Annotated in this window: 15 protein-coding genes; 7 read left to right on the top strand and 8 right to left on the bottom strand. The window is 46.4% G+C overall.

The window, feature by feature from the left end; genetic code table 11:
- Position 1 precedes the first annotated feature (1 nt).
- The 5 genes from QZW82_RS05265 (at position 2) to cruF (ending at position 13,484) form a co-directional block, all read left to right on the top strand.
- Positions 2–2,908: an S-layer family protein gene (locus QZW82_RS05265; protein WP_293145641.1), complete on the top strand. Its 2,907-nt coding sequence runs from the start codon at positions 2–4 to the stop codon at positions 2,906–2,908.
- A 220-nt stretch (positions 2,909–3,128) separates the two neighbouring features.
- Positions 3,129–6,053 carry an S-layer family protein gene (locus QZW82_RS05260; protein WP_293145638.1) on the top strand — a complete coding sequence of 975 codons (2,925 nt, stop codon included), beginning with the start codon at positions 3,129–3,131 and terminating at the stop codon, positions 6,051–6,053.
- Positions 6,054–6,333: 280 nt separating this feature from the next.
- Positions 6,334–9,234, top strand: coding sequence for an S-layer family protein (locus QZW82_RS05255; RefSeq protein WP_293145635.1), 2,901 nt, complete (start codon positions 6,334–6,336; stop codon positions 9,232–9,234).
- 408 nt (positions 9,235–9,642) lie between these two features.
- Positions 9,643–12,258 (top strand): CHAT domain-containing protein, encoded by a 2,616-nt coding sequence (locus QZW82_RS05250; protein ID WP_293145632.1) that lies wholly within the window; start codon positions 9,643–9,645, stop codon positions 12,256–12,258.
- Between the two features lie 287 nt (positions 12,259–12,545).
- On the top strand, positions 12,546–13,484 hold the full coding sequence (cruF, locus tag QZW82_RS05245) for a gamma-carotene 1'-hydroxylase CruF (protein ID WP_293145629.1): 939 nt from the start codon (positions 12,546–12,548) through the stop codon (positions 13,482–13,484).
- A 356-nt stretch (positions 13,485–13,840) separates the two neighbouring features.
- Here cruF and QZW82_RS05240 read toward each other — a convergent pair whose 3' ends face one another.
- The gene (locus QZW82_RS05240; RefSeq protein ID WP_293145626.1) at positions 13,841–13,993 is read right to left on the bottom strand and encodes a hypothetical protein; all 153 of its coding nucleotides are present in this window, start codon (positions 13,991–13,993) and stop codon (positions 13,841–13,843) included.
- 93 nt (positions 13,994–14,086) lie between these two features.
- Here QZW82_RS05240 and cruG point away from each other — a divergent pair, with 93 nt between their 5' ends.
- Positions 14,087–15,286 carry a 2'-O-glycosyltransferase CruG gene (gene cruG, locus QZW82_RS05235; RefSeq protein WP_293145623.1) on the top strand — a complete coding sequence of 400 codons (1,200 nt, stop codon included), beginning with the start codon at positions 14,087–14,089 and terminating at the stop codon, positions 15,284–15,286.
- A 550-nt stretch (positions 15,287–15,836) separates the two neighbouring features.
- Here cruG and QZW82_RS05230 read toward each other — a convergent pair.
- The 3 genes from QZW82_RS05230 to QZW82_RS05220 form a co-directional block, all read right to left on the bottom strand.
- Positions 15,837–17,510 (bottom strand): hypothetical protein, encoded by a 1,674-nt coding sequence (locus QZW82_RS05230; RefSeq protein WP_293145620.1) that lies wholly within the window; start codon positions 17,508–17,510, stop codon positions 15,837–15,839.
- A 289-nt stretch (positions 17,511–17,799) separates the two neighbouring features.
- Positions 17,800–18,750: an ABC transporter ATP-binding protein gene (locus QZW82_RS05225; RefSeq protein ID WP_293145617.1), complete on the bottom strand. Its 951-nt coding sequence runs from the start codon at positions 18,748–18,750 to the stop codon at positions 17,800–17,802.
- 608 nt (positions 18,751–19,358) lie between these two features.
- On the bottom strand, positions 19,359–19,901 hold the full coding sequence (locus QZW82_RS05220; RefSeq protein ID WP_293145614.1) for a PadR family transcriptional regulator: 543 nt from the start codon (positions 19,899–19,901) through the stop codon (positions 19,359–19,361).
- Between the two features lie 122 nt (positions 19,902–20,023).
- Between QZW82_RS05220 and QZW82_RS05215 the strand changes: the two genes are divergently transcribed.
- Positions 20,024–20,428 carry a DUF4188 domain-containing protein gene (locus QZW82_RS05215; protein ID WP_293145611.1) on the top strand — a complete coding sequence of 135 codons (405 nt, stop codon included), beginning with the start codon at positions 20,024–20,026 and terminating at the stop codon, positions 20,426–20,428.
- A gap of 702 nt (positions 20,429–21,130) precedes the next feature.
- Here QZW82_RS05215 and QZW82_RS05210 read toward each other — a convergent pair.
- The 4 genes from QZW82_RS05210 to QZW82_RS05195 all read right to left on the bottom strand — a co-directional run bounded on the left by QZW82_RS05210 (position 21,131) and on the right by QZW82_RS05195 (position 23,747).
- The gene (locus tag QZW82_RS05210; protein ID WP_293145608.1) at positions 21,131–21,529 is read right to left on the bottom strand and encodes a DUF3037 domain-containing protein; all 399 of its coding nucleotides are present in this window, start codon (positions 21,527–21,529) and stop codon (positions 21,131–21,133) included.
- The gene (locus QZW82_RS05205; RefSeq protein WP_293145606.1) at positions 21,507–22,295 is read right to left on the bottom strand and encodes a HipA family kinase; all 789 of its coding nucleotides are present in this window, start codon (positions 22,293–22,295) and stop codon (positions 21,507–21,509) included. The genes QZW82_RS05210 and QZW82_RS05205 overlap by 23 nt, the downstream gene beginning before the upstream one ends.
- Entirely contained in the window at positions 22,292–22,474 is a 183-nt protein-coding gene (locus QZW82_RS05200; RefSeq protein ID WP_293145603.1) for a hypothetical protein, read from the bottom strand. Before QZW82_RS05200 ends, QZW82_RS05205 begins: the two co-directional genes overlap by 4 nt.
- Positions 22,475–22,607: 133 nt before the next feature.
- Entirely contained in the window at positions 22,608–23,747 is a 1,140-nt protein-coding gene (locus QZW82_RS05195) for a helix-turn-helix transcriptional regulator (RefSeq protein ID WP_293145600.1), read from the bottom strand.
- Positions 23,748–24,058: the final 311 nt, after the last annotated feature.

Here is a 24,058-nt window from a genome sequence, read left to right as displayed (position 1 = left end):
TATGTCTCGCTTGCATTACTCCCTACTGTTTGTCTTCCTGTTGCTATCTCCCGCAAGTGCGATCGGGCAAATCGTCCCCGACAGCACTTTAGGTGCCGAAAGTTCGCGCCTTGTACCGGATACAATCAACAACTTACCCTCAGATCGCATTTCAGGAGGCGCAACTCGCGGCTCTAACTTGTTTCACAGTTTCCGCGAATTCAACATCGGTGAAGGGCGGGGAGCTTATTTTGAAAATCCCAGCGGAATTGCTAACATCTTCACCCGCGTCACGGGCGGGCAACCCTCAAATATTTTAGGAACCCTCGGAGTCCAAGGCAATGCCAACTTATTTTTAATCAACCCGAAAGGAATTGTCTTCGGCCCCAATGCAAGGTTAGATTTGCGCGGTTCATTTGTCGCTTCAACGGCTGACAGTATTGTATTTAATAACGGCTTTGAATTCAGCAGCACCACAGGGCAAACATCCCCGCTGTTAACAGTTAATATTCCAGTTGGTCTGAGATTTAGAGACAATCCCGGTACAATTGTCAATCAATCCACGGCTACAGGAACAGTCAATCTCCCCGCAACATCTCCCGTACCGATTCCGATTACAGAAAGAGTAGGCTTAGCAGTAGACAAGGGTCAAACTTTAGCACTGATTGGCGGCGACATCCAAATCCCAGGTGGCAATTTAACCGCGAGCGGCGGACAAATTTTGCTCGGTAGCGTAGCTAGTCCCGGTTTAGTAGATTTGGCACTGACATCGAGTTCACAGCAGGGGAGTTTAAGTTTAAATTATAGCAAGATTCAAAACTTTGGGAATATTCAAATATCCAACGGTACGCTGATTAACACGAGTGGAATAGGTGGCGGTAGAGTAGAACTCAAAGGTGGAAATATCGGCATCAATGCTGCACGAATATATGCGATTACCTTCGGAAATATTGATGGAAAAGGTATTGAGATAGATGCCCAAAAGTTGCAAGTGCAAAACGGGACGCAATTGTCTACTTTCACTTTAGGAGATGGTGCTGGAGGTAATATTAATTTGCGCGCTGCTGATTCGGTAGAAATGAGCGGGCAGGGAATTGATGGCTTTCAACAAATTGTAATTAAATATCTCATATCAGGAACAGTTGACCCCTACGACCCTAAGTTTATGTTTTTTAACGGTACTGCTGGCGCTGGAAATGGGGGAAGCGTCAACATCGATACCGGACGGCTGCTCATGCGCGATGGGGTAGTAGGTAGCGGCATTACTTTAGGTGCTGGAAATGGCGGCAATCTGAATATCCGCGCCAACACTTTTGAAATTGCGAGTTCTGGAGTCAACAACGCCACAGCTAAAGATAGTAGCGGTGCCGGAGGAAGCATCAACCTTGATGTTGGGCGGTTAATTATGCGCGATGGTTCCCTTCTCGGCAGCACGAGTTACAGTAACGGGCCGTCGGGAAATATCACTGTAAAAGCTGCTGAATCGGTAGAACTTTCCAACTCCAGTAGCAGAACTGCTATATCAACTGGAATCAGCACTCTCAGTATCGGTTCTAGCGGCAGAGCAGGGGATATTACGGTTGATACCAAGCGCTTGCGCCTTGAGGACGGTTCTGCTTTTACATTAGGAACAGGTATATTAGTGGGCTTTCTGTTTTCTAGGAACGGCGGGCCGGCGGGAAACTTAACAGTTAGGGCCAGCGAGTCAGTGGAAATTACAGGAATTTCTCCTGTTTTGACTAGCGGGAATCGCACTGATAGTGCGCTGAGTTCTGCAACTTTGAGTTCAAGTCGGGGCGGGAATATCCGCGTCGATACGCCGAGGTTGGTGGTGCGGGATGGGGGGCTAATTTCTACGAGATCTTTTGGTGCTGGACATGGAGGTGATGTTACTATTAATGCCGATCGCATTGAAGTTAGTGGCATCAGCAATAACGGTTTATCTGTCAGTTCAATTGATGCTTCTGTCGGCAGCCGGTTCCCGATTAATAGTCCCAACCCGACGGCGAATGCTGGCGAGCTGAATCTTAATACCCGTCAATTGATAGTTCGGGATGGCGCTACAGTCACGGTGCAGGCTAGGGGAACCGGACGGGCTGGTAATATCAATGTTGTCGCAGATGCAATTTCCCTTGACACCAAAAGCAGCATTGACGGCACAACTGTATCCGGTACGGGTGCAAATATTAACCTGCAAGCACAAAGCATCTCCTTGCGGCGCGGCAGCCGGATTACTACCGATGCAGGTAATTCCGACGGCGGTAACATCAATCTCAACAGCCAGATTCTAGTCGCCCTACCCCAAGAAAATAGCGACATCACCGCCAACGCCCGCACCGCAGGTGGCGGCCGCGTCAATGTCAATGTTCCCAGTGTTTTTGGCTTTACAGCAGCGGGCCGCGAACAAGTCAGAAGCAGGTTGAATCTCAGTGACGCGCAATTTGCAGCTTTGCAAGTCAGTCCAACATCTCTGCTTAAAAGTAGCGACATCGCCGCGATTTCTCAAAGTGCAGGCCCGGCTTTGCAAGGTACTGTTACTTTTAGTTCTTCTGGGGTGAATCCCGCTCAAGGTTTGGTAGAATTGCCGCAAAATGTGGTGAATCCGGCTGCATTAATTGCTGCTAATCCCTGCATTGAAGGAGCCGATAACGAGTTTACTGTTACTGGTCGGGGGGGAGTGCCGCCCAGCCCCAATGATTCTCTGGCTAGCGCAGAAACACCATTTCCGTGGATAGAAATAGAAGAGCAACAAAGGAGTCAGAAGTCAGAAGTCAGAAGGGAATTCGCGGAAATTCCCGATCGGGAAGTTGTTCCTGCTCAAGGCTGGGTGATGAATGAGAAAGGGGAAGTTACGCTGGTGGCTGTGGAAGCTGCGGGTCAATTTCCACAGCGCACGAGGCGTCCTGATTCTGTTTGTCAGCCTCGATAACTACAAATAGGGCAAATGCTAGAAATTTTATGACCGAATGTTAGCTAACAATAGGTTGATTATGATTTTCCAATATCTCTACTTATGGCAGATTTGCCAAATTAATGAACTCCAAGACCGAGACAAATACTATAGTTCAAGAGTGATTTACATTAAAAAGGTTTGTAGTGCGGACTTTAGTCCGCAGAATAAGAGCGGACTAAAGTCCGCACTACGAACCTTGCTTCTTGTTGCCGTCAATCGACGGAACCTGATATTATTTGCATTCTTTTACCTGTGTCTGTTTGCTGAAAGTGCGATCGCCCAAATCGTCCCCGACAGCACTTTAGGTGCCGAAAGTTCTCGCCTGGTACCAGATACAATCAACAACTTACCCTCAAATCGAATCACTGGCGGCGCCACTCGCGGCTCTAATCTATTTCACAGTTTCCGAGAATTCAATATAAAAATTGGAGAGGGAGCTTATTTTGCAAATCCCAGCAATATTTCTAACATTTTCACCCGCGTCACGGGCGGGCAACCCTCAAATATTTTAGGAACCCTCGGAGTCCAAGGTAATGCCAACTTATTTTTAATCAATCCCAGAGGACTTATTTTCGGCCCCAACGCTCGGTTAGATTTGCGCGGTTCATTTGTCGCTTCAACGGCTGACAGTATTGTATTTAATAACGGCTTTGAATTCAGCAGCACCACAGGGCAAACATCCCCGCTGTTAACAGTTAATATTCCAGTTGGTCTGAGATTTAGAGACAATCCCGGTACAATTGTCAATCAATCCACGGCTACAGGAACAGTCAATCTCCCCGCAACATCTCCCGTACCGATTCCGATTACAGAAAGAGTAGGCTTAGCAGTAGACAAGGGTCAAACTTTAGCCTTGATTGGCGGCGACATCCAAATCCCAGGCGGCAATTTAACTGCTAGTGGCGGACAAATTTTGCTCGGTAGCGTAGCTAGTCCCGGTTTAGTAGATTTGGCACTGACATCGAGTTCACAGCAGGGGAGTTTAAGTTTAAATTATGGCAACATTCAAAACTTTGGCAATATTCAAATATCCAATAGTACGCTGATTAACACGAGTGGAATAGGTGGCGGTAGAGTAGAACTCAAAGGTGGAAATATCGGCATCAATGCTGCACGAATATATGCGATCACCTTCGGAAATATTGATGGAAAAGGTATTGATATAGACGCCCAAAAGTTGCAAGTGCAAAACGGGACGCAATTGTCTACTTTCACTTTAGGAGATGGTGCTGGAGGTAATATCAATTTGCGCGCTGCTGATGCAATAGAAATCGGCGGGCAGGGAATTGAGGGCTTTCAACAGAGTGTAGTTAAATATCTGGTATCGGGACTAATCGACCCATTAGCTCCGAACTTTGTGTTGCTTAATGCTACTGCTGGCCCTGGAGCAGCCGGAGACATTAAAATCGATACTGGACGCCTGCTGATGCGGGATGGGGCAATATTTGGCAGCATAGCTTTTGGTGCCGGAAATGGTGGAAATTTAAGCATCCGTGCTAATACTTTTGAGATGCAGGGTTCTGGGAGCAACAACGCAACAACTAAAGGGAGTACCGGTGCGGCAGGAAATATCACCGTTGATGTCGAAAGATTGATCCTGCGGGATGGTGCTATTCTCGCTAGCACTAGCTACAACGCTGCCCGATCGGGAAATATCACAATTAAAGCTGCTGAATCGGTACAATTGTCGAACACCATTTCTCAAACTGCTGTCGCAAGCGGCATCAGCACGCTTACCATCGGCTCTACCGGAAAGGCGGGAGATATCACTGTCGATACAAAACGGCTGAGTCTTTCTGGGGGCTCGGCATTCACCTTGGGCAGCGGTGTTTCGGTTGGCGGGGTTATCTTCTCTACGAATGGGGGCCCAGGAGGAAACTTAACTGTTAGGGCTAGCGAATCAGTAGAAATTGCAGGTATTTCTGAAGTTTTGAGCAATGGGAATCAAGTTGCTAGTGCTTTTTCCTCTGGAACAATTAGTTCTAGCCGGGCCGGGGATATCCGCATTGACACGCGAAACCTGATTCTGCGGGATGGGGGCTTCATTTCTTCTAATTCTTCGGGTAAAGGAAACGTGGGGGATATTACGATTAATGCCGATCGCATCGAAGTAAATGGTAGTTTAGGTAATCCTCGTTTTAACAGTTCTATTGATGCTTCCGTTGGCAAGGCGACGGGTGATAATCCCAATGCTACGGCAAATGCAGGTTCGGTGAACCTAAATGTCGATCGATTGATTGTCCGGAATGAAGGCAATGTGACGGTGCAAGCTTTGGGAACCGGGCGCGCTGGTAATATCAATATTGTCGCAAATGCGATCGGCCTTGACAACAAAGGCAGCATTGATGGCAGAAGTGTATCCGGTGTCGGAGCAAATATTAACCTGCAAGCACGAGACATCCAATTGCGCCGCGGGAGTCGAATTACCACCGATGCGGGTACTTCTGAAGGTGGCAATATCAATATTAATAGCAATACTTTGCTCGCCCTCCCCCAAGAAAACAGCGACATCACCGCCAACGCCCGCACCGCAGGCGGCGGCCGCGTCAATGTTAATGTCCCGAATGTCTTGGGCTTTGCAGCAGTCGGCCGCGAACAAGTCAGAAGCAGGTTGAATCTCACTGACACCCAATTTGCAGCTTTGCAAGTGAGCCCAACATCTCTGCTTGAGAGTAGCGACATCGCCGCGATTTCTCAAAGTGCAGGCCCGGCTTTGCAAGGTACTGTTACATTTAGTTCTTCTGGGGTGAATCCCGCTCAAGGTTTGGTAGAATTGCCGCAAAATGTGGTGAATCCGGCTGCGTTAATTGCGGCAAATCCCTGCATTGAAGGAGCCGATAACGAGTTTACTGTTACTGGTCGGGGGGGAGTGCCGCCCAGCCCCAATGATTCTCTGGCTAGCGCAGAAACACCATTTCCGTGGATAGAAATAGAAGAGCAACAAAGGAGTCAGAAGTCAGAAGTCAGAAGGGAATTCGCGGAAATTCCCGATCGGGAAGTTGTTCCTGCTCAAGGCTGGGTGATGAATGAGAAAGGGGAAGTTACGCTGGTGGCTGTGGAAGCTGCGGGTCAATTTCCACAGCGCACGAGGCGTCCTGATTCTGTTTGTCAGCCTCGATAACTACAAACAGGGCAAATGCTAGAAATTTTATGACCGAATGTTAGCTAACAATAGGTTGATTATGATTTTCCAATATCTCTACTTATGGCAGATTTGCCAAATTAATGAACTCAAAGACCGAGACAAATACTATAGTTCAAGAGTGATTTACCTTTTAGAGTGCGATCGGTCAATTACGATAACAAAAACTGTTCGTAGTGCGGACTTTAGTCCGCTCTTATTCTGCGGACTAAAGTCCACACTACGAACCTTGCTTCTTGTTGCGGTCAATCGACGGAACTTGATATTATTTGCATTTTTTTACCTGTGTCTGTTTGCTGAAAGTGCGATCGCCCAAATCGTCCCCGACAGCAGCTTGGGAGCAGAAAGTTCGCGCACTGTTCCCGACACTATCAACAATTTACCCTCAGATAGAATCACTGGCGGTGCAACTCGCGGCTCTAATCTCTTTCACAGTTTCCGAGAATTTAATGTAGGTGAAGGACGCGCTACCTATTTTGATAATCCTAATGGGATTGCCAATATTTTCACCCGTGTTACTGGGAGTAATCCTTCCAATATTTTAGGGGTGTTGGGAGTGCAAGGCAATGCCAATTTATTTTTACTTAATCCCAAAGGAATTGTCTTTGGCCCCAATGCGAGGTTAGACTTACGCGCTTCATTTATTGGTTCAACTGGTAGCGGGGTTATCTTTGAGAACGGCTTTGAATTTAGTGCAGCTAATTCTAATGCCGTGCCATTATTAGCGATTAATATTCCTGTGGGTTTGAGATTTCGAGATAATCCTGGCACAATTGTCAATCAGTCAATTGCTCCTAACCCATCACCGCCTGACATTCCCTTACCCGTACCAATTTTTAAGAATATTGGTTTAGCAGTAGACCCCGGTCAAACCTTAGCGCTAGTAGGCGGAAATATCCAATTCGACGGGGGAATCGCTACCGCCAGTAGCGGACAAATTCTTCTGGGAAGCGTCAAAAATCCAGGTTTAGTGCAATTTGAACCAACAGCTTTAGGTCTGAATTTAAACTATAGCAATATTCAGAACTTCGGCAATATTGACATGAACAGTGCATTGATAAATACCAGCGGATTAGGAGGTGGAAGAATTGACATCAGGGGTGGAAATGTCACTCTCAGTAGTTCAGGAATTTATGGCTTAACACTAGGAAATATAGATGGCAGAGGCATTGACATCAATGCCCAAAACTTACGATTAGATCGGGGCTCGCAAATTTTCGCCTCTACACTGGGAGAGGGGAAAGGGAGCAATGTTAATATTCGCGCTACTGACTTGGTAGAAATGATCGGTCTAGGAATTGAGGGCTATCAGCAGCTTACAGAAAATTTTCAGACATCTGGAACAGGGAACCCCTTTATTTCGCAAATTGTTTTGTTTACTAGCACTATTGGCAGTGGAGCCGCCGGGGACATTAACATTGAAGCCGGACGGCTGTTGATGAGCAATGGGGTAGTTGCCGGTGCTCCCACCTTTGGTGCTGGGAATGGCGGAAATCTGACTATCCGCGCCAATACCGTCGAACTCGTCAGTTCAACGCTCTATAACGGAACAACGAACGAAAGCACCGGTCAAGGCGGAAACATCACTGTTGAAGCCCAACGGTTAATGCTGCGCGATGGCGGTGCCTTTGCCAGCTTCAGCCTTAGTGATGGAGCATCGGGGAATATTGCGATTAAAGCCAGTGAATCTGTGGAATTGTCGGGTAGTCTCCCTGTAGGTTTAGGGCAAACTCGGCTCGGCACGAATACTTTTGATGGGAATGGAAAAGGTGGGGATATTACCATCGACACTAAGCGGTTGAGTGTTTCTAATGGAGCCACAATTAGTTTAACGACTGGTGCGATTTTTGGCGAAGTCATGTTTTCTACAAGTGGGGGGACTGGAGGAAATTTAACAGTGAGAGCCTCCGAGTCTATAGAAGTGAGTGGCGAGTCAAGATTTTTGGGGAATGCGGGCTATGTAGCAAGTTCTTTTGTTACTCAAACTGCAAGTTCTGGTAGGGGTGGAGATATCCGCCTCTCAACACCTAAACTAACTGTGCAGAATGGCGGCGTTATTTCTGCGGCTTCTTTGGGTATAGCAAATGCAGGAGATATTACAATTAATGCCGATCGCTTAAAAGTGCAAGGTATTGGGAGTAACAGTCGGTTGAGGAGTGGAATTGAAGCCTCGGCTGGTAGGGCGTTTAATGCTATTAATTCCAATGCTACCGGAAATGCAGGCTCGTTGAATTTGAATGCTAATCAATTGATTCTTCGGGATAGTGCAGTGGTTAATGTTCAATCTTCAGGAACAGGTAGGGCTGGCAATATTAACGTTATAGCTAACTCAATTGCCCTGGATAATAAAAGCATAATTGATGGCACGACAGTATCAGGTACGGGAGCAAATATTAACCTGCAATCAGGAGACATTCAGTTGCGAGGTGGTAGCCTAATTACTACCGATGCTGGTATTTCTGATGGTGGAAATATCAATATTAACAGTAATATTCTGGCTGCTTTACCCAAGGAAAATAGCGATATTACTGCGAATGCGCGATCGGCCCAAGGTGGCCGCGTGAATGTCAATGTCCCCAATGTCTTGGGCTTTGCAGCAGTGGGGCGCGAACAAGTCAGAAGCAGGTTGAATCTCAGTGACGCGCAATTTGCAGCTTTACAAGTAAGTCCTACTTCTCTGCTTACAAGCAGCGACATCGCTGCGATTTCCCAAAGTAGCGGGCCAGCTTTGCAAGGGGCGGTAACATTTAGCGCTGCTGGGGTGAATCCCGCTCAAGGATTGGTGGAACTGCCACAAAATGTGGTGAATCCGGCTGCGTTAATTGCTGCTAATCCCTGTATCCAAGGGGCCCAGAACGAGTTTACTGTTACGGGTCGCGGTGGAGTGGCACCTAGCCCTAACGATCCCCTCAGCAGCGCACAAACGCCGTTTCCGTGGGTGGAAGCAGAAGGAAGTTCGGCAACGACCAATATACGGGATGTAACGGATGTAACGGATAGAAGTCCGAAGGAAGAAAGCGAAAAAAAAGCTCGGGAAGTAGTTCCGGCGCGCGGTTGGGTGGTGAATGAGAAAGGGGAGGTGACGCTGGTTGGATACAATCCAGGTAATGCTGCTGAGTCTCCCAATCCTCGATCGAATTCTCTTTGTCCGTCGCGCTGACAAGATGTTTTTTACGGCGGGTGATTGACAGTTGACAGTTGACAGTTGACAGTTGACAGTGACCCCTAGCTTAAAGGAAGACGATTGGAGTAATGAATTGTCTGATTTTAATTTCTCCCGGTGTTCGGGCTTTCAACTAATCTTTGGTGGTAATTGGTAATTCGTAATTCGTGGTTTAGCGTAAAGTATGGAGAATTTGAATTGTCTATTTTAATGCCTTATTCCCCACTCGCCAAATCGGGAGCATCTCAGTTGTAATTTTATAGTGCGAGCGTCCCCGCTCGCGATGTATACCAACTCGCGAGCGGGGACGCTCGCACTGTGAAGAAATTGCTTTTTTGCATTCATTGAGATGCTCCCGCCAAATCTTCTCCCACTCTTTCCCCGTCTTCCTAAAAGTTCTTGAATATGAAATTTACCCGATCGCTCCGACAAGCAATTCTCTTATTTCTGATATCCTGTCTGCTAGCGGTGGCGATTCCTCCCGCAGTTGCTCAGATGCAGTCACCACCAGCGGTGCAGCTTGTCCGACAAGCTCGAACTCTGTACGCTTCGGAACGTTTTTCCGAAGCTGTGCCGCTGTTACAGCAAGCGGCGACGCAATTTGAGGCAAAAGGTCAAAATCTCGATCGCGCTGCGGCTTTGAGCAATTTAGCTGCCACCTACGGGCAATTAGCGCTTTGGGAACAAGCAGAACAAGCTGTGAATTCGAGTTTGTCGGTGGTGCGGGCGCAACCCAAAACTCCCGAACAGCAGCGGATTTGGGCGGAAACTCTCAACATTCAAGGACAGATTAAACTCGAACGGGGGCAGACTCAAGATGCGATCGACATTTGGACGCAAGCTGCTAAATTTTTTGAGCAAATTGATAGCAAAAATCAACTTTTGCAAGTTCAAATCAATCAAAGTCGAGCTTGGGAAACTCTCGGACTTTACCCCAGAGCTTGCAAAATATTGTTAGGTTCTTTGAACCTGGAAAACAAAACCTGTGAAGTTTTGCCCGCAGGCTTAGTAAGTTTGAAAAATATATCTGTTTCCTTAGAAAATATTCGGGCAATTAATGCTTTAGCCAGGGTGCTGCGGGTTTTGGGACAACTGGAACGCTCCGAGGATTTGCTGTCAGCGGGAATGGAAGCAGCCCGAAACATAGGTGTCCGACAAGAAGAGGCTGCAATTTATTTGAATTTGGGAAACACAGCCCGGGCGAAAAGCAATAAACCGGGTTTGAATATGGAAAAGCGGACTGATTTGGAACGCTCCGCCTTAGAATATTATGCTAGAGCGGCAGAGACGATGCCGGGGAAATCAACTATCGGGATGCAGGCGAGGTTGAATCAATTGAGTCTGTTTGCAGATAGCCAAAATGCCTCGGAAGCAAAGATTTTGTGGCGTTCTTTTGAGCCTCAAGTCGCTCAATTCCCCTCCAATCGTGCTGGGCTTTACGCTCAAATTAATTTAGCGCAGACCTTGATGAAATTGGATAAATTACCAATCGGTACTCCAGGTTTGAGCGATATCGATCGAATGCTTTCCTTGGCTGGGGAATCGGCAAACCGTTTGGGAGACAAACGAATACAAGCTTATATTCTAGGAGCTAGGGGCAAGGTTTACGAACTCAAACAACAGCATTCTATGGCTGAAACTTTGACTCTTGAAGCTTTGAGTTTAGCACCGGCGTTTCAATCTCCCGATATTGCCTATCAATTATTGTGGCAACTCGGACGGATTCGGCAAGCTCAGGGGAATACAGAAGGGGCGATCGTTCAATATACTCAAGCTGTAAATGTATTGTCTTCTCTGCGCGGCGATTTGGTAACAGTGAATCCCGAAGTGCAATTTTCGTTTCGCGAAAGTGCCGAACCAGTTTATCGGGAATTAGTCGGGCTGCTGTTGCAAGATGAATCGCCCACTCAAGATAAGTTAAAACAGGCTCGCCAAATTGTGGAATCTTTGCAGTTGGCGGAATTGGATAACTTTTTTCGGGATGCTTGTGCTGATGCTAAACCAAAGTCGATCGAGGAAATCGATCCGACGGCGGCGGTGATTTACCCAATTATTTTGAGCGATCGTTTGGAGGTAATTTTGTCAATTCCCGGCAAGCCTCTGCGCCGCTACAGGACTAAGAAGTCTCAAGCCGAATTAGAAACAGCCTTCAGACTAGCCAAAAATACCATCAGGCCTTCTGCTTTTGTGCGCGACAGGTTCCCACCTGTTCAACAGGTTTACGACTGGTTAATCCGCCCCGCAGAGGCCGATTTGACTGCCAGCGGGATTAAAACGCTGGTATTTGTGCTCGATGGTTACTTGCGAAATCTGCCGATGGCGGTGCTGCACGATGGCGAAAAGTTTTTGGTAGAAAAATACAGTATTGCTTTGGCGCCGGGACTGCAATTGCTGGCACCGAAACCGCTGAGCCAAGTAAAGTTAAAAGTGCTAACTGGTGGCTTGTCGGAATCGCGTCAAGGGTTCTCGGCTTTACCAGGGGTGAAACAGGAACTCGAACAAATTTCAGCCCAGATGCCGGCGAGTGCGCTGCTGAATCAAGATTTTGTCAGCGCGCAGTTGCACGATCGCATTAAAGCTTTGTCTTACCCGATCGTCCATTTGGCAACTCACGGTCAGTTTAGCTCGAATGCGGCGGATACTTTTATTGTGACTTGGGACGATCGGGTGAATGTTAAGGAGTTCGATCGACTTTTGCGATCGCGCAGTGGGGAGAAACAACAGCCGATCGAGCTTTTGGTGTTGAGTGCTTGCGAAACTGCTTCCGGCGATAACCGGGCCGCATTGGGTTTAGCTGGCGCCGCAATTCGATCGGGTGCTCGCAGCACAGTCGCCACCCTTTGGCAAGTAAACGACGAATCTACCGCTATTTTTATGACTGAGTTTTACCGCCAGCTTGGTGGTTCTAAAGCCAGCAAAGCTGAAGCCCTCCGCAACGCTCAATTAACCCTGCTGCAAAACGAAGAGTATCAAAATCCTTATTTCTGGGCGCCTTTCGTGCTAGTAGGGAATTGGCAATAAGTTGACAGTTGGCCGTCCAAGGTACGTTGTTGGGCTTTAGCCCTCTTTCCTTAGATCTGTGAAAGAGGGCTAAAGCCCAACAACGTACCTATTTTGGGGCGTTTCCCAGCTATTTTTGCAATCTTGTCTGGGCTTGTTGCAACCAGACAGTCAATCAGCAACAGGGTTTCTCGGGCTTGGGCGCAAATCTTGGAAAAATGCCAGTGCCCTATTGGTGTTGGTTTATTGTAAAAAATTGTAAACTGTAACGAGTGCTTTCTGCATCTAATATTTTTTCGAGGAGTCCCATGAAGCAACTTTTGATAGCTGAGCGCTTTTGCCTGATTGCCCACGTCTTGTCAATGGCCTTTGGATTGGCAGGGTTGCTGCTGATTTTACCCCATCCCGAATTCGTGATGAATTTATCGCCCGCCGGACAAACTTTGTTCCAATGGGGGATGGCTGGGGGTGGAGTAGTTTATATCATTTTTGGCGCAGCAGCGGTTGCTCTCTATGCCTATCGGACGTTGGGGCTGGGTGCAACTCTGACATTTTTGCTGCCTTCTGTGTTTTTATCTTTGAGTAGCGAGTTGTTGGGAACGAGTACCGGTTTTCCCTTCGGCCATTACCACTATTTAAGCGGGTTGGGCTACAAAATTGCAGGGCTGGTGCCGTTTACAATTCCCATGTCGTGGTTTTATCTAGGACTGGTTTCATATATAATTGCTCGCGCTGGACTGGCTGGTGGTAAAGGCGAATTGAATTGGGTGCGCCAAATAGGCGCGATCGCCCTTGGCGCTTTATTATTGACAGCTTGGGATTTTGTACTAGATCCGGCGATGAGTCAAACTTCTGTACCTTTTTGGGAATTTGAGGAACTTGGCGCTTTCTTTGGGATGCCTTACCGCAATTTGGCGGGCTGGATGGGCACCGGGGCGCTGTTTATGTCTGTAGCAGCTTTCTTGTGGAGAAAAACTTCGATAAAATTAGAGCGATCGGAATTGAGTTTGCCTTTAATAGTTTATTTGGTAAACTTTGCTTTCGGAGCAATTATCACTGTCACTTCCTTGGATTCTCGGTTCTGGTTCCCAACATCACTAGCTGTGCTTCTGGGTGTAGTTCCGGCGATCGTATTAAGCTGGATCGCTAAACCCGCAGCAGATGACTTAACAGAAGCAATTCCGTCTTTGGAATCTGCTCTCAAAGCTGAAATTCCATCTCAGCGCGTAGGCGCTTTGCGGAAGTAAGCGACTGATGAGGAATCATATCGTTTCCGGTCGATTGACTGCAATAATATTCGATCGCGCGTGCGGACTTAAGTCCGCACTCAGGCTGCGGACTTAAGTCCGCACTACGAACCGTTTTTGTTATGGTAATTGAGCGGACACGAGCTCACTGCTAATTTGGCAAAAATTCACAGGAAATTTTGAGCTAATTTAAAAACCCGGTTTTAACAAGAAACCGGGTTTTTCAGCAATTATATTTTCATGCCAAATTCCTGTAATATGTTTGAGGTCATATTGTGTCCTGTCGATTAACCTCAATAAGTAAGGTTCGTAGTGCGGACTTTAGTCCGCTCTGATGCTGCGGACTAAAGTCCGCACTACGAACCGTTAATATGTTTGAGGTTATATCGTGTCCGATCGTCGATTAACCTCAATAAGTAAGGTTCGTAGTGCGGACTTAAGTCCGCTCTGATGCTGCGGACTAAAGTCCGCACTACGAACCGTTTTTGTTGTGGTAATCGATAGGACATGATATGAAAAGTTGATTAAATTTTTTAAATTGACACCAGCCGTAATTCCCAATTCTTCAATTGAAAATCTAAAATCTAAAATCTAAAATAGATATGATTTCTCCCAATATTCCAAATCTCCTGACAACCATCATCCCTGCCGCACTTTTGCTGTTGCAATTACCCGCCACCGCCCTTTTAATGTCGCGGTTAATTAAAGGCCCCTCGCGCATCCCGCCCCTAGAACCAGATTCGCCGACGCTGGACTTGTTGGGTGCTTGTACTGCGGTGGTTCCGACTTTGAATGAAGCAGAAAGAATTGCACCTTGTTTGGAAGGATTGAGTCACCAAAGTTACGAGCTCCGAGAGGTGGTAGTTGTTGACAGCTATTCGGTAGATGGAACCGGAGATTTAGTCAAGGCTGCGGCGCAAAAAGACCCCCGGTTTCGCTTAATTAACGACGATCCGTTACCGCCTGGTTGGGTGGGGCGTCCGTGGGCGCTGAATTGGGGTTTTTTGGCAAGTTCCCAGAAGTGCGAGTGGATTTTGGGCATCGATGCGGATACTCAGCCCCATCCGGGTTTGATCGCAAGTTTGCTCAAAACTGCTGCTGCGGGAAATTATGATTTGATTTCGCTATCGCCGCAGTTCATCCTCAAGTATCCGGGCGAGTTGTGGCTGCAACCTGCCCTGTTAATGACTTTGGTGTATCGCTTCGGCCCCACGGGAACCGGCGGAGATGTCCCGGAACGGGTGATGGCAAACGGTCAGTGTTTCCTCTGCAAGCGCGAGGTTTTGGTGGCTTTAGGGGGCTATGAAGTGGCAAAAGGTTCTTTTTGCGATGATGTGACTCTGGCTCGCTATGCTGCTGCTAAAGGCTTTAAGGTGGGATTTTTGGACGGGGCGAAAGTCTTGAAGGTGCGGATGTATGAGGGGGCGATCGAGACTTGGAACGAGTGGGGTCGATCGCTAGATCTCAAAGATGCTGCTTCTGGCGGTCAAATTTGGGGCGATTTGTGGCTGTTGTTGGCGGTTCAAGGTTTGCCGGTGCCGATCGTCCTGTGGTATTTGCTATCCGGTTCTGTGCCTGCGATGGCTGTATCTGGGCAGTTTGGGCTGTGGGGATTGAATGTATTTTTGGTTGCAGTGCGATCGGCTTTGTGTTTTGCGATCGCTCCTTCATACGATCGAACTGAAGCATCGGGTAAATGGCTGTTTTGGCTGTCACCTTTAGCCGATCCGTTAGCGTTTTTGCGGATTCTAATTTCTGCGTTTAATCAGCCGACTCAGTGGCGCGGCCGCAAGTATAGTTAAAGGTACGTAGTTGCGCTTGAGCGCTCTTCATAAATATCAGGAAAGAGCGCTGAAGCGCAACTACGTACCTAATTTGTCTGACTACTATAAAACCGCCCTGCTTCTTAACGGACATTTAGGGGGATCTGGACTCGGATATAAACGAGATTTTTCAAGGGTTTCAGTCTTAAGTTGAGACTCCTTTTTAATGTGAATCAGAGACTGCTGTTTGACTATTAAATCTAGATCCCCCCTTAGCTTGCCCCCTACTCCCCCTTAAGAAGGGGGGGACAAGAGTAGGCATCTTGCATAAGTCTTCGATCGATCCTTAAACCGCAGATGTCAGAGTGACAAACACAGATGCAACGCAGATAATTTCAGGGTGTTTTCCGATTTTTGAAATTCAAGTCTAGTATACTCAAAGTCCCCCTTCTTAAGGGGAATTTAGGGGGATCTAGACTCGTAGACAAACGAGATTTCTCAAGGATTTCAGTCTTAAGTTGACACTCCTTGGACTCTGGGAGTAGCCCTTTCCAAAATAGCAGGCGGTTTCAACCGCCTTTCTATTTTTTCAAGCCTTCAGCAAAGCTTTAGATGCCGATTCCCCAGCGATACGGAGTTGCCGAATCAATTGTAGATTCAGCAGCACCAACACAGTCCACTGTCCCAGGATCGCGGGCAAAATCGTATATATTGACCCATCGAGTGAAGATCCAAAGATGGGAAATACTAAAGACAGCCACATGAAAGGAGCTTTTGCTGGGTAGAAGGAAAGTACAGACAAAATAATTGGTGGTAAAAGGATTGCACCTCCGACTGTACAAGTCGCCCAAACTGCCTGATTTCGGATTTTTGCGAACATGAATAGCTGAGCGATACCCGCGTAAATCAGGATGAGATTGATAAAGGCGATCGTGGCGGGAAAAGCGTAGGGATTCACCAGCAGCCAAGGTATTAAAATCACCGTAGAACTGAGAAGATTGATTGCTATGGCAATTAATGCTGGGCTTTTTTCACTCCAAATCAAATCGAGAATCGGGTATTTGCGCCACAGCTTCTGACTGCCAGTGGGAACTATTTGTCTGCGATACCTCGCCCAATCGTACAAGGCTTGTCTTTCCGGGGTTAAAGCCGCAATCAAAGCTAAGAAAATCATCAAATTTGGAATCGACAAACAGACGATTTCATCAAGGGAGTATTTATTTGATTGGAGTGCAAATCCTAAAATTATTGACTGATAGGAAATCACCAGCAAATAACTTTGTCGCTTGCTCAAAACAGTGGCGGTGGGGTTGGGAAAGCGACGCTGCCATCCCTGCCACATCCAGTAGGTTGCTACTACACAAATTAATAAAGATAGGGCAGTAGAAGATACAAAATTTTTGCCAATCTGCAAATGAAACCATTCCACACGATCGATCTCTCCAGTCAACCAGCTAATGTTAGAATGGGATGACTGATTAACTTGATAAGCTACCTGTTTCAAGACAGCAGCCGGAGATAAAAATGTTAACAAGTCCCCAGCATTACCGATGGATGGTGCATTAAAAGCTGTGGTAAGAAAACCCAAAACCGCAGCACTAGCCAGCCAAGGCTGAAACCCTCCCAACCAACTGGTTGTTAAACCAAATAGCATGGCGCCGCTGTAAAATAAAGCACAGCTAGCTACCATTGCTATGTCGAAACCTAAAATATGATGCAGGGGTATTTGAGCTGCTAATCCGCTGTACAGGTGCAGCGGTACAGCAAGAATTGCTCCCAGATACAGTAAAATTGGGACGCCGAGAATTTTGCCGAGAAAAATTGTGGTGGCAGATTGGGGGCTGAGGCGAATAAAGTTGAGTGTGCCTCGACGTTCCTCTTTGTCTAAGTCACTGACGAGCATATAAGTGCCGGCTGCGAAAAGTGCGATCGCACTAAATATGCTCAAATACAGGAATATTTCTAGCCACCAAGACGGCCAGTGAATGATGAAATTTCCTGCCGCATCTTTGATACACTTGATTGAATCACCTTTGGCATTGCCATCAAATCCAGTGCAGAATCTGTGATGAGTCGGGTACTGGTAATTGGTGGCAGCGGGCGGAACGGGTATCTGGCTGCTCCACGACAAAAATAGCACCAGTTGACTGCCGAGGGAAAGGAAGCTGGCGATCGCAATATGCCCCATTTTCAGCCGGCCTTTAAGTTCTCGAAATAACTGGGAATTCCAGTTACCGATTGTGTCTAGCAAGTTGAGATTCATAGCTAATTGTTTTGAGTTGTAAGTGAAAAATTGGAAGTTGTGAGATTTAGATCGCGTCCGGTCGATTGACCGTTATAAAATTGGTTCGTAGTGCGGACTTCAGTCCGCATTATGCAGACTGAAATCCGCTTTTGCGGACTTTCATTGTTATGGTAATTGATCGGACTTGATATTAATAGTCTGGGACGCATTTAGACCCCACAAACCGGATTTTTTGTGAGTCTCGCGGCTCCGATCGTAGATTTTGGTAAAACAACCGGTTTTCGATTGCCCGTGCGTCCAAGGCTATTTAAGAAGCTTGTTTGTGTCCCATTTTCAGAAAGATAGTTTCTAAGTCTTCTTGAGTGCAGTGAAATTCGGTGAGGGGAATATTGGCATTGACGAGCGATCGCAATAAATTTGCTGCATCTTCCCGGCTTCCTGAAAAATGAACGCACACCTGATTAGTTTCCGGCACAATTTCCCAACTTTCAACCCAAGGAAAGTTCTTGAGTTCGGATGTCAGTGCTTCTAAATCGCCCAAAGTTGATAGGAAAATTTGCTGTTTCCCGAGGCGTTTGTAAAGTTCTTGTAAAGGAGCACTTTCCACAAGATAGCCCAATTCCATAATCCCTACCCAGGTGCAAAGTTCGGCTAAATCGCTGAGAACGTGGGATGATATGACTACAGTCATGCCGGCTTGTTGCAAGGATTTGATGATTTCGCGAAATTGCGATCGCGCGATCGGATCTAAACCCGAAACTGGTTCATCTAACAGCAACAACAGCGGTTCGTGAATGATCGTGCGCCCCAAACTCAGGCGCTGCTTCATTCCCCGCGACAGAGTGGAAATTAAGCTGTTGCGCTTGTTGGTTAATTGCACGAGTTCTAAAACTGCATAGATGCGCTCTCTGCGCCGGGGTTGCCGCAGGTTGTACAATCGGGCAAAGTAATCTAAATAATCGGAAACAGTCAAATCGTCGTAAAGCGGAAAGTCATCGGGAAGAAAACCGATGCGCTGTTTGAGAGTGGGGTTGGATCGATCGCGCAACAAGCGCTTGCCGTTGATGTAAATTTCCCCTGTAGTAGGTTCTTCAGCGGAGGCCAACATTCGCAGCAAGGTAGTTTTGCCCGCACCGTTGGGGCCGATGAGGCCGCAGATTTCCCCGGCGCCGACTTGCAAATCGATGTCATTGACGGCAATATGGCGATCGAATTGTTTGGTAAGTCCGCGAGTGTCTATTGCTAATTCTTTTGCCATAGTTAAAAGGCGAGTGAAATTGGCTGCGGTTTGTCTCTAGAAAAGGAAGTTTAAGCTTGTAGCTAGCTTAGCCTTTTGATACAGCAGTTGTCAGGGGGATTGCGGAAAATTAACAATTAAATTTTCAAAAAAATGCGATTTATGTTTGAAAATAAGCTCGCTCAGTATTTAAATCAAATCTCAAAAATCATCCAATTTTTGTTGGCTGGGGACGCCAGTCAGTCCCAAATATAAAAACTAAAAGAGCTTATTATTTCAGTCAAAAATCGCTAACGCAATTAGCAAAAGTTTCGCTAATTGAAGTGCAAAATATAAACATTGTACAAGAGATTTATTGCATAAGTTTTCAGTCGATATTTCAACCGCAGATGTCAGACAGATAAACGCAGATAAACGCAGATAATTTCAGGTTTTTTTACGATTTTGCAATCTAGTCTAATTTTAGTAAGTAAGTAGGCAGTAATAAGAGAAAGTATGTTAAGTAATTTTAAAATACGCTCAATTTGCTCGTAGTGAGGGCTTTAGCCCTCAAAACAGGGCTAAAGCCCTTACTACAAACCTTGAATTATTTACGCCGACTTACTTAAATTATTGCTTTCATCTTGCACTTATTGCAGCAACAACAGGATCTCGTCGCACCAAGCTAGCCAGCCTGTTTCGTAGTGAATCCCGCGCAGTAACGTTATGTACTGAAATTTTAGGCTGTTTGACAACTTTTGGGGATTTATAAATTCCTGAGTTTTAATTTGTTGATAAATCATTAATCGCTGCTGGTGTTGCTGGCGGTGCGCTTCGAGTTTTGCCACGATTATCTGAGAAGAAACCAGATTGCCAGCATAGAGTTTGACAAGTAACTCATCCTTGATTGATGCCATTTCCTCCGACTCAGCAATCCATTGACACAACTGCTGTTTGCCCAATCCCGTCACCGTATAGACACGTTTGTCGGGTCGATTTTCCTGCTGTACGGATTCGGCTTGCAGCCACTGCTTTTCTTCCAGGCGGTTCAATTCTCGGTAAATCTGCTGGAAGCTGGCACTCCAAAAAAAACCAACGGATCCTTCCACAGAGGGATTGAAGCGCTTGGCAAGATCGTAGCCACTGCTGGGGGCGCTGACTAAGACTGACAGAATGGCATAGCTAAGAGACATAGGCTGGGGGTTGACATACTCAATAAGTTGAATATACACTAAGCATAAGTGTTCAATTTAATTAATACTCGTAAAATTGAATATAAAACTTCCAGGTAGCAAGATTATCAAGGAGTCTGAAAATGGCAAATGCAAACAGATATTCCATTTACCAGATCGATTTGCCCGATAGCCCGGAGGCAGTGGTGTTTGTCAATGGCTTTGTGGCGCGCCGCGCGATCGGGTTTTTCTGGATGTGGAAAAATCTGGTGTCGATCGGCACTTCGACTCGTAAAGCTGAAGGCTGCGTGCAAGTGAAAGCAGGAATTTGCGGGCCAAAGGAAGTGATTATGGTGAGTTACTGGCATTCAGAAGCCGATCTGAAACAGTTTTTCCGAGGAGAAGCCCATCGGCGAATGATGCAGTTTGTGGTGAAAAATCCTGATAGCCTCTGTTTGTACAATGAGACATACAAACCTTCCCAAAGTGGGAAATACAGCCACGAACCGCAAGGGATGGCAATGCTTTATCCTGGTTTTGGAAAATGAGCAATAACGTGCCAAATAGCTTGATATTCCGGGAGCATTCCAATTTTGGTAAAAAGCATTTTTTACGCAGTGCGAGCGGGGACGCTCGCACTGCTTCGATCCAAATATATTATTATGATGCAACCGTCCGCGATCTGAAAGCAAAAATGGGATGCTCCCGATGTTCTAAAGTGTTAAACTTTGGCTGTTGGTGCAGTTGAAAATGGATATTTCCCTATCCTGAACTTTTCAGCAAAGCAGGCTGAGATGGGAGCATCTCATTTTTGTAAAAAGCATTTTTTATTTCAGTGCGAGCGTCTCGCTCGCGTGCTTTATAAAGCACGCGAGCGGGGACGCTCGCACTACAAATGCAAAACTGAGATGGTCCCGCTGAGGTAGCAGAAAATCTGATGTCAGTTATCGGCTAAAATCAATTAGCTCGATCTGCTTTTCCTCTTGTTTTCTCATCTTTCTCTAAAAAATAAGTAAATCTAAAATCTACCAGAAATAATAATTGGTTGAAAGCCGGAACCATTTGAGGGAGAAATTAAAAAGACGATTCATTACTCCAATCCTCTGACTTAGGAATGGCAATTTAATAACTTAAGCAATTTCGATGTTTCAATCCTTGCCTGCAAAGCTACCGGACGTAAAGATGCTGAAATTATTGAATTTTTATTCTTTAAGGGTAGAGGTAGCTCTCAAACTGTCAACTGTCAACTGTCAACTGTCAACTGACGATCGCACCATTCGATCGAGCAAATGTTCGATCGCACTTGGGAGATTTTCGCAAAAACCAGTGTGTACCCGCGATGTCTGAACGATCGTACTGCGGGGCGCTACCAGCCAGTGAAACCGCTCTCTGTGGGGAAGTTGACCGATCGCGCCAGACTCCTTAGCGCCCGCACAAATGACAGGAATCACGGCTAGGTGGTGGCGAATCAGTTCCAGATCTAAGGTTGAGTCGATCGCCCTCAAGCGACTTTCGTCAATTTCGATGCGGGCTTCGAGGAATTTTTTGGCACCGCAGGAAACAATAACACCGACGTTAACAAACTCTTCGCGCTCGACTTTCGGAACCACGCGGATAATCGCATAATCATACAGACATCGATCGGGCACTAATCGCTTCCTCCAAAAAAATGTGCGGTGATTCTAGTCGGTTTAGCAAATACTCAATATAAGCATCCCGATGTTGGTTGCTATCGCTAAAAGGGGAATTTTCAACCAGCCAAGTATCAGGAATTAATTCAACGATGCTGCGAATAATTTCTGGCGTTAGGATCTGAGTCATTTTTAAATCTGCCACTTCCAACTTGCTCGCAAAGCGCAGCAAAACGTGGTCTTTGATGGCCGGAAAACGATCGCGACTGCGGGAGAGATAATCTTTCCAAGTATGTTGGAAGTAGAGGGCTGCCCCGTGATCGATCAGCCAAAGCTGGCGGTGCCAGATCAGCATATTTGCATTGCGCGGCGTGCGATCGATATTGGTGACAAAAGCATCGAACCAGACGATTTCCGAGGCGAGATCCGCATTGGATTTGTCCGCTATCGGGTCAAAAGTGATGGAACCAGGGAGATAGTCGAGGGCGAGGTTCAGGCCTGCACTGGCGCGAATTAAATCTTGAATTTCGGGATCTGGTTCCGTGCGTGCGAGTTCGCGATCGAGTTCCACAAACACAATTTCGGGGATTGGTAGCCCGCAAACGCGAGCAATTTCCCCCGCCACGAGCTCTGCAATTAAAGATTTTACTCCCTGGCCCGCACCGCGAAATTTGAGCACGTACATACCATCATCGTCTGCTTCGACGATCGCCGGTAGCGAGCCACCCTCGCGCAAGGGAGTGACATATCTGGTAGCAGTGACTGTTCGCAAGCTGAGACTCATGCTATTTTGGATTTTGGATTTTGGATTTTGGATTTTAGATTGAATAATTGGTCATGACTGATTTTAACGCAACGCCCGTTTTTTTGAGGAATAACGGTAATCGCGATCGCAAGTGCGATCGACTCGTCATTCGTCTGGGCCGTCGGATCGGAATCTTCTGGACTCACAAGATTTGACATGATTTTAAAATTACCTAAAGTAACCAAAGAGAGATAAAAATCGATTTTGGGAAATGAGCCGATTCTACTAAGAAGTCGGAATTCTTATCCATCCGAACAGCTTTTTTGGGAATACAATCAGTAAATTCCCACTTTAACGAAGTTTCCCAAGCTGTTTCAAAGCACTTACTACAGCCTCCGCACGAGTTTGTACTCCCAGCTTTGAGTAGATATGTTCTAAATACTTTCTCACAGTACCACTGCTCAGACTCAGTGTTGCCGCAATTTCTGGATTAGTCTTACCTTGCGTCACCTCAAACAATACTTCTGTTTCCCGCTTGGTCAACCCTAGCAATTCCAAGGATACGGATGATAGAGTCAAAAACTCTTCTTCTTCAAGCAACAATAGATATTTTTCCAGCGGTTGCTCAGTCAGAAAGCGCACAACTAATTGTTTTCCTGCCTGTTCTAATTTCAGCGGTAAATGAGGTGCAGGAATTTCATCAGTAGGTTTTACCAGCGACAACTGATATTTAACCCATCGGTGCAAATTGTCTGGCAAACATTTTGTTGAAAATTGTGAGTCTTGAAAATACTGTTTCAGCCAATGCAAAGCTCGTTCGCTGATGAATTGAACTTGCCCATCTCCGTTGAGAGAAATAATTCCCAATGCTTCCAGAGTATGACGCTGTTCTACCCACTCCTGTTCTATTTGGGCAAACTGATTCATGTTTTGCTGCGCTTGTACCAGATGAGGGTGCAGTAAATTGAATAAATAGCGATCGCGCTCAGTAAAAATCCGGTCTCCCAAAAGTGTAATCGCAATAATATCATCTTGTCCAGAGTAGAGCTTGCTCGCAGATTTAGCAGCCAAAGTAAGAGGTAGTGAAACTGCGATCAGATCCTTGATTCCTCTAGGCTGCATCAGCTTTCCATACAATCCTTCCAGACGGTGCAGTTGCTGCTCGTTTAAGAAGTCTGAAACCTTATGCGCTCGATCGTCACGAGTTCGGAGATAATTACCGACTAGAGGGTTTTCGTAAAAATGCTGGTGAGCAACTTTCTCAAAATTCACTGTATCGAGGCGATCGAACCCAGGGGCTGGTTTATAGTCCAGGGTGGTAGTCTTGCTGTTCTCGAAGGAGAGGGTGGTGTATGTATAATCTACTGCGGAAATAACCTTCGAGACGATCGCCAGCAGATGAGATGAGAAATCCTCAACGGTACAAGTTTTGTATAGTTCCTGTAGGCATCCTGAAAAAATTTCAAAATCATTCTGAGTTAAGTGTTGCATTTTCCCTGATAAATTAATCACCAATCATTCGGACTTGATATCGAGTCAGACGAGTTGCGAGGAGAAATAGATGCTTTTGTATCGGTTTCTTAACAATTGACTACGGCAAATGACGGGTTGAATCTGGATTTGAGATATGACAAGCTTTAAAAACAGTTGACAGTTGACAGTTGACAGTTGATCTCGTGTCCGGTCGATTACCAGAAAAAAACGGTTTGTAGTGCGGACTTCAGTCCGCTCTCAATCTGCGGACTCAAGTCCGCACTACGAACGGTTTGTAGTGCGGACTTCAGTCCGCTCTCAATCTGCGG

The sequence above is a fragment of the Microcoleus sp. bin48.metabat.b7b8b9.023 genome (assembly GCF_013299185.1).
Lineage (GTDB): Bacteria > Cyanobacteriota > Cyanobacteriia > Cyanobacteriales > Microcoleaceae > Microcoleus.
Note: the sequence above shows the minus strand (reverse complement) of the source record. Positions and strands in the feature narration are given on the sequence as shown.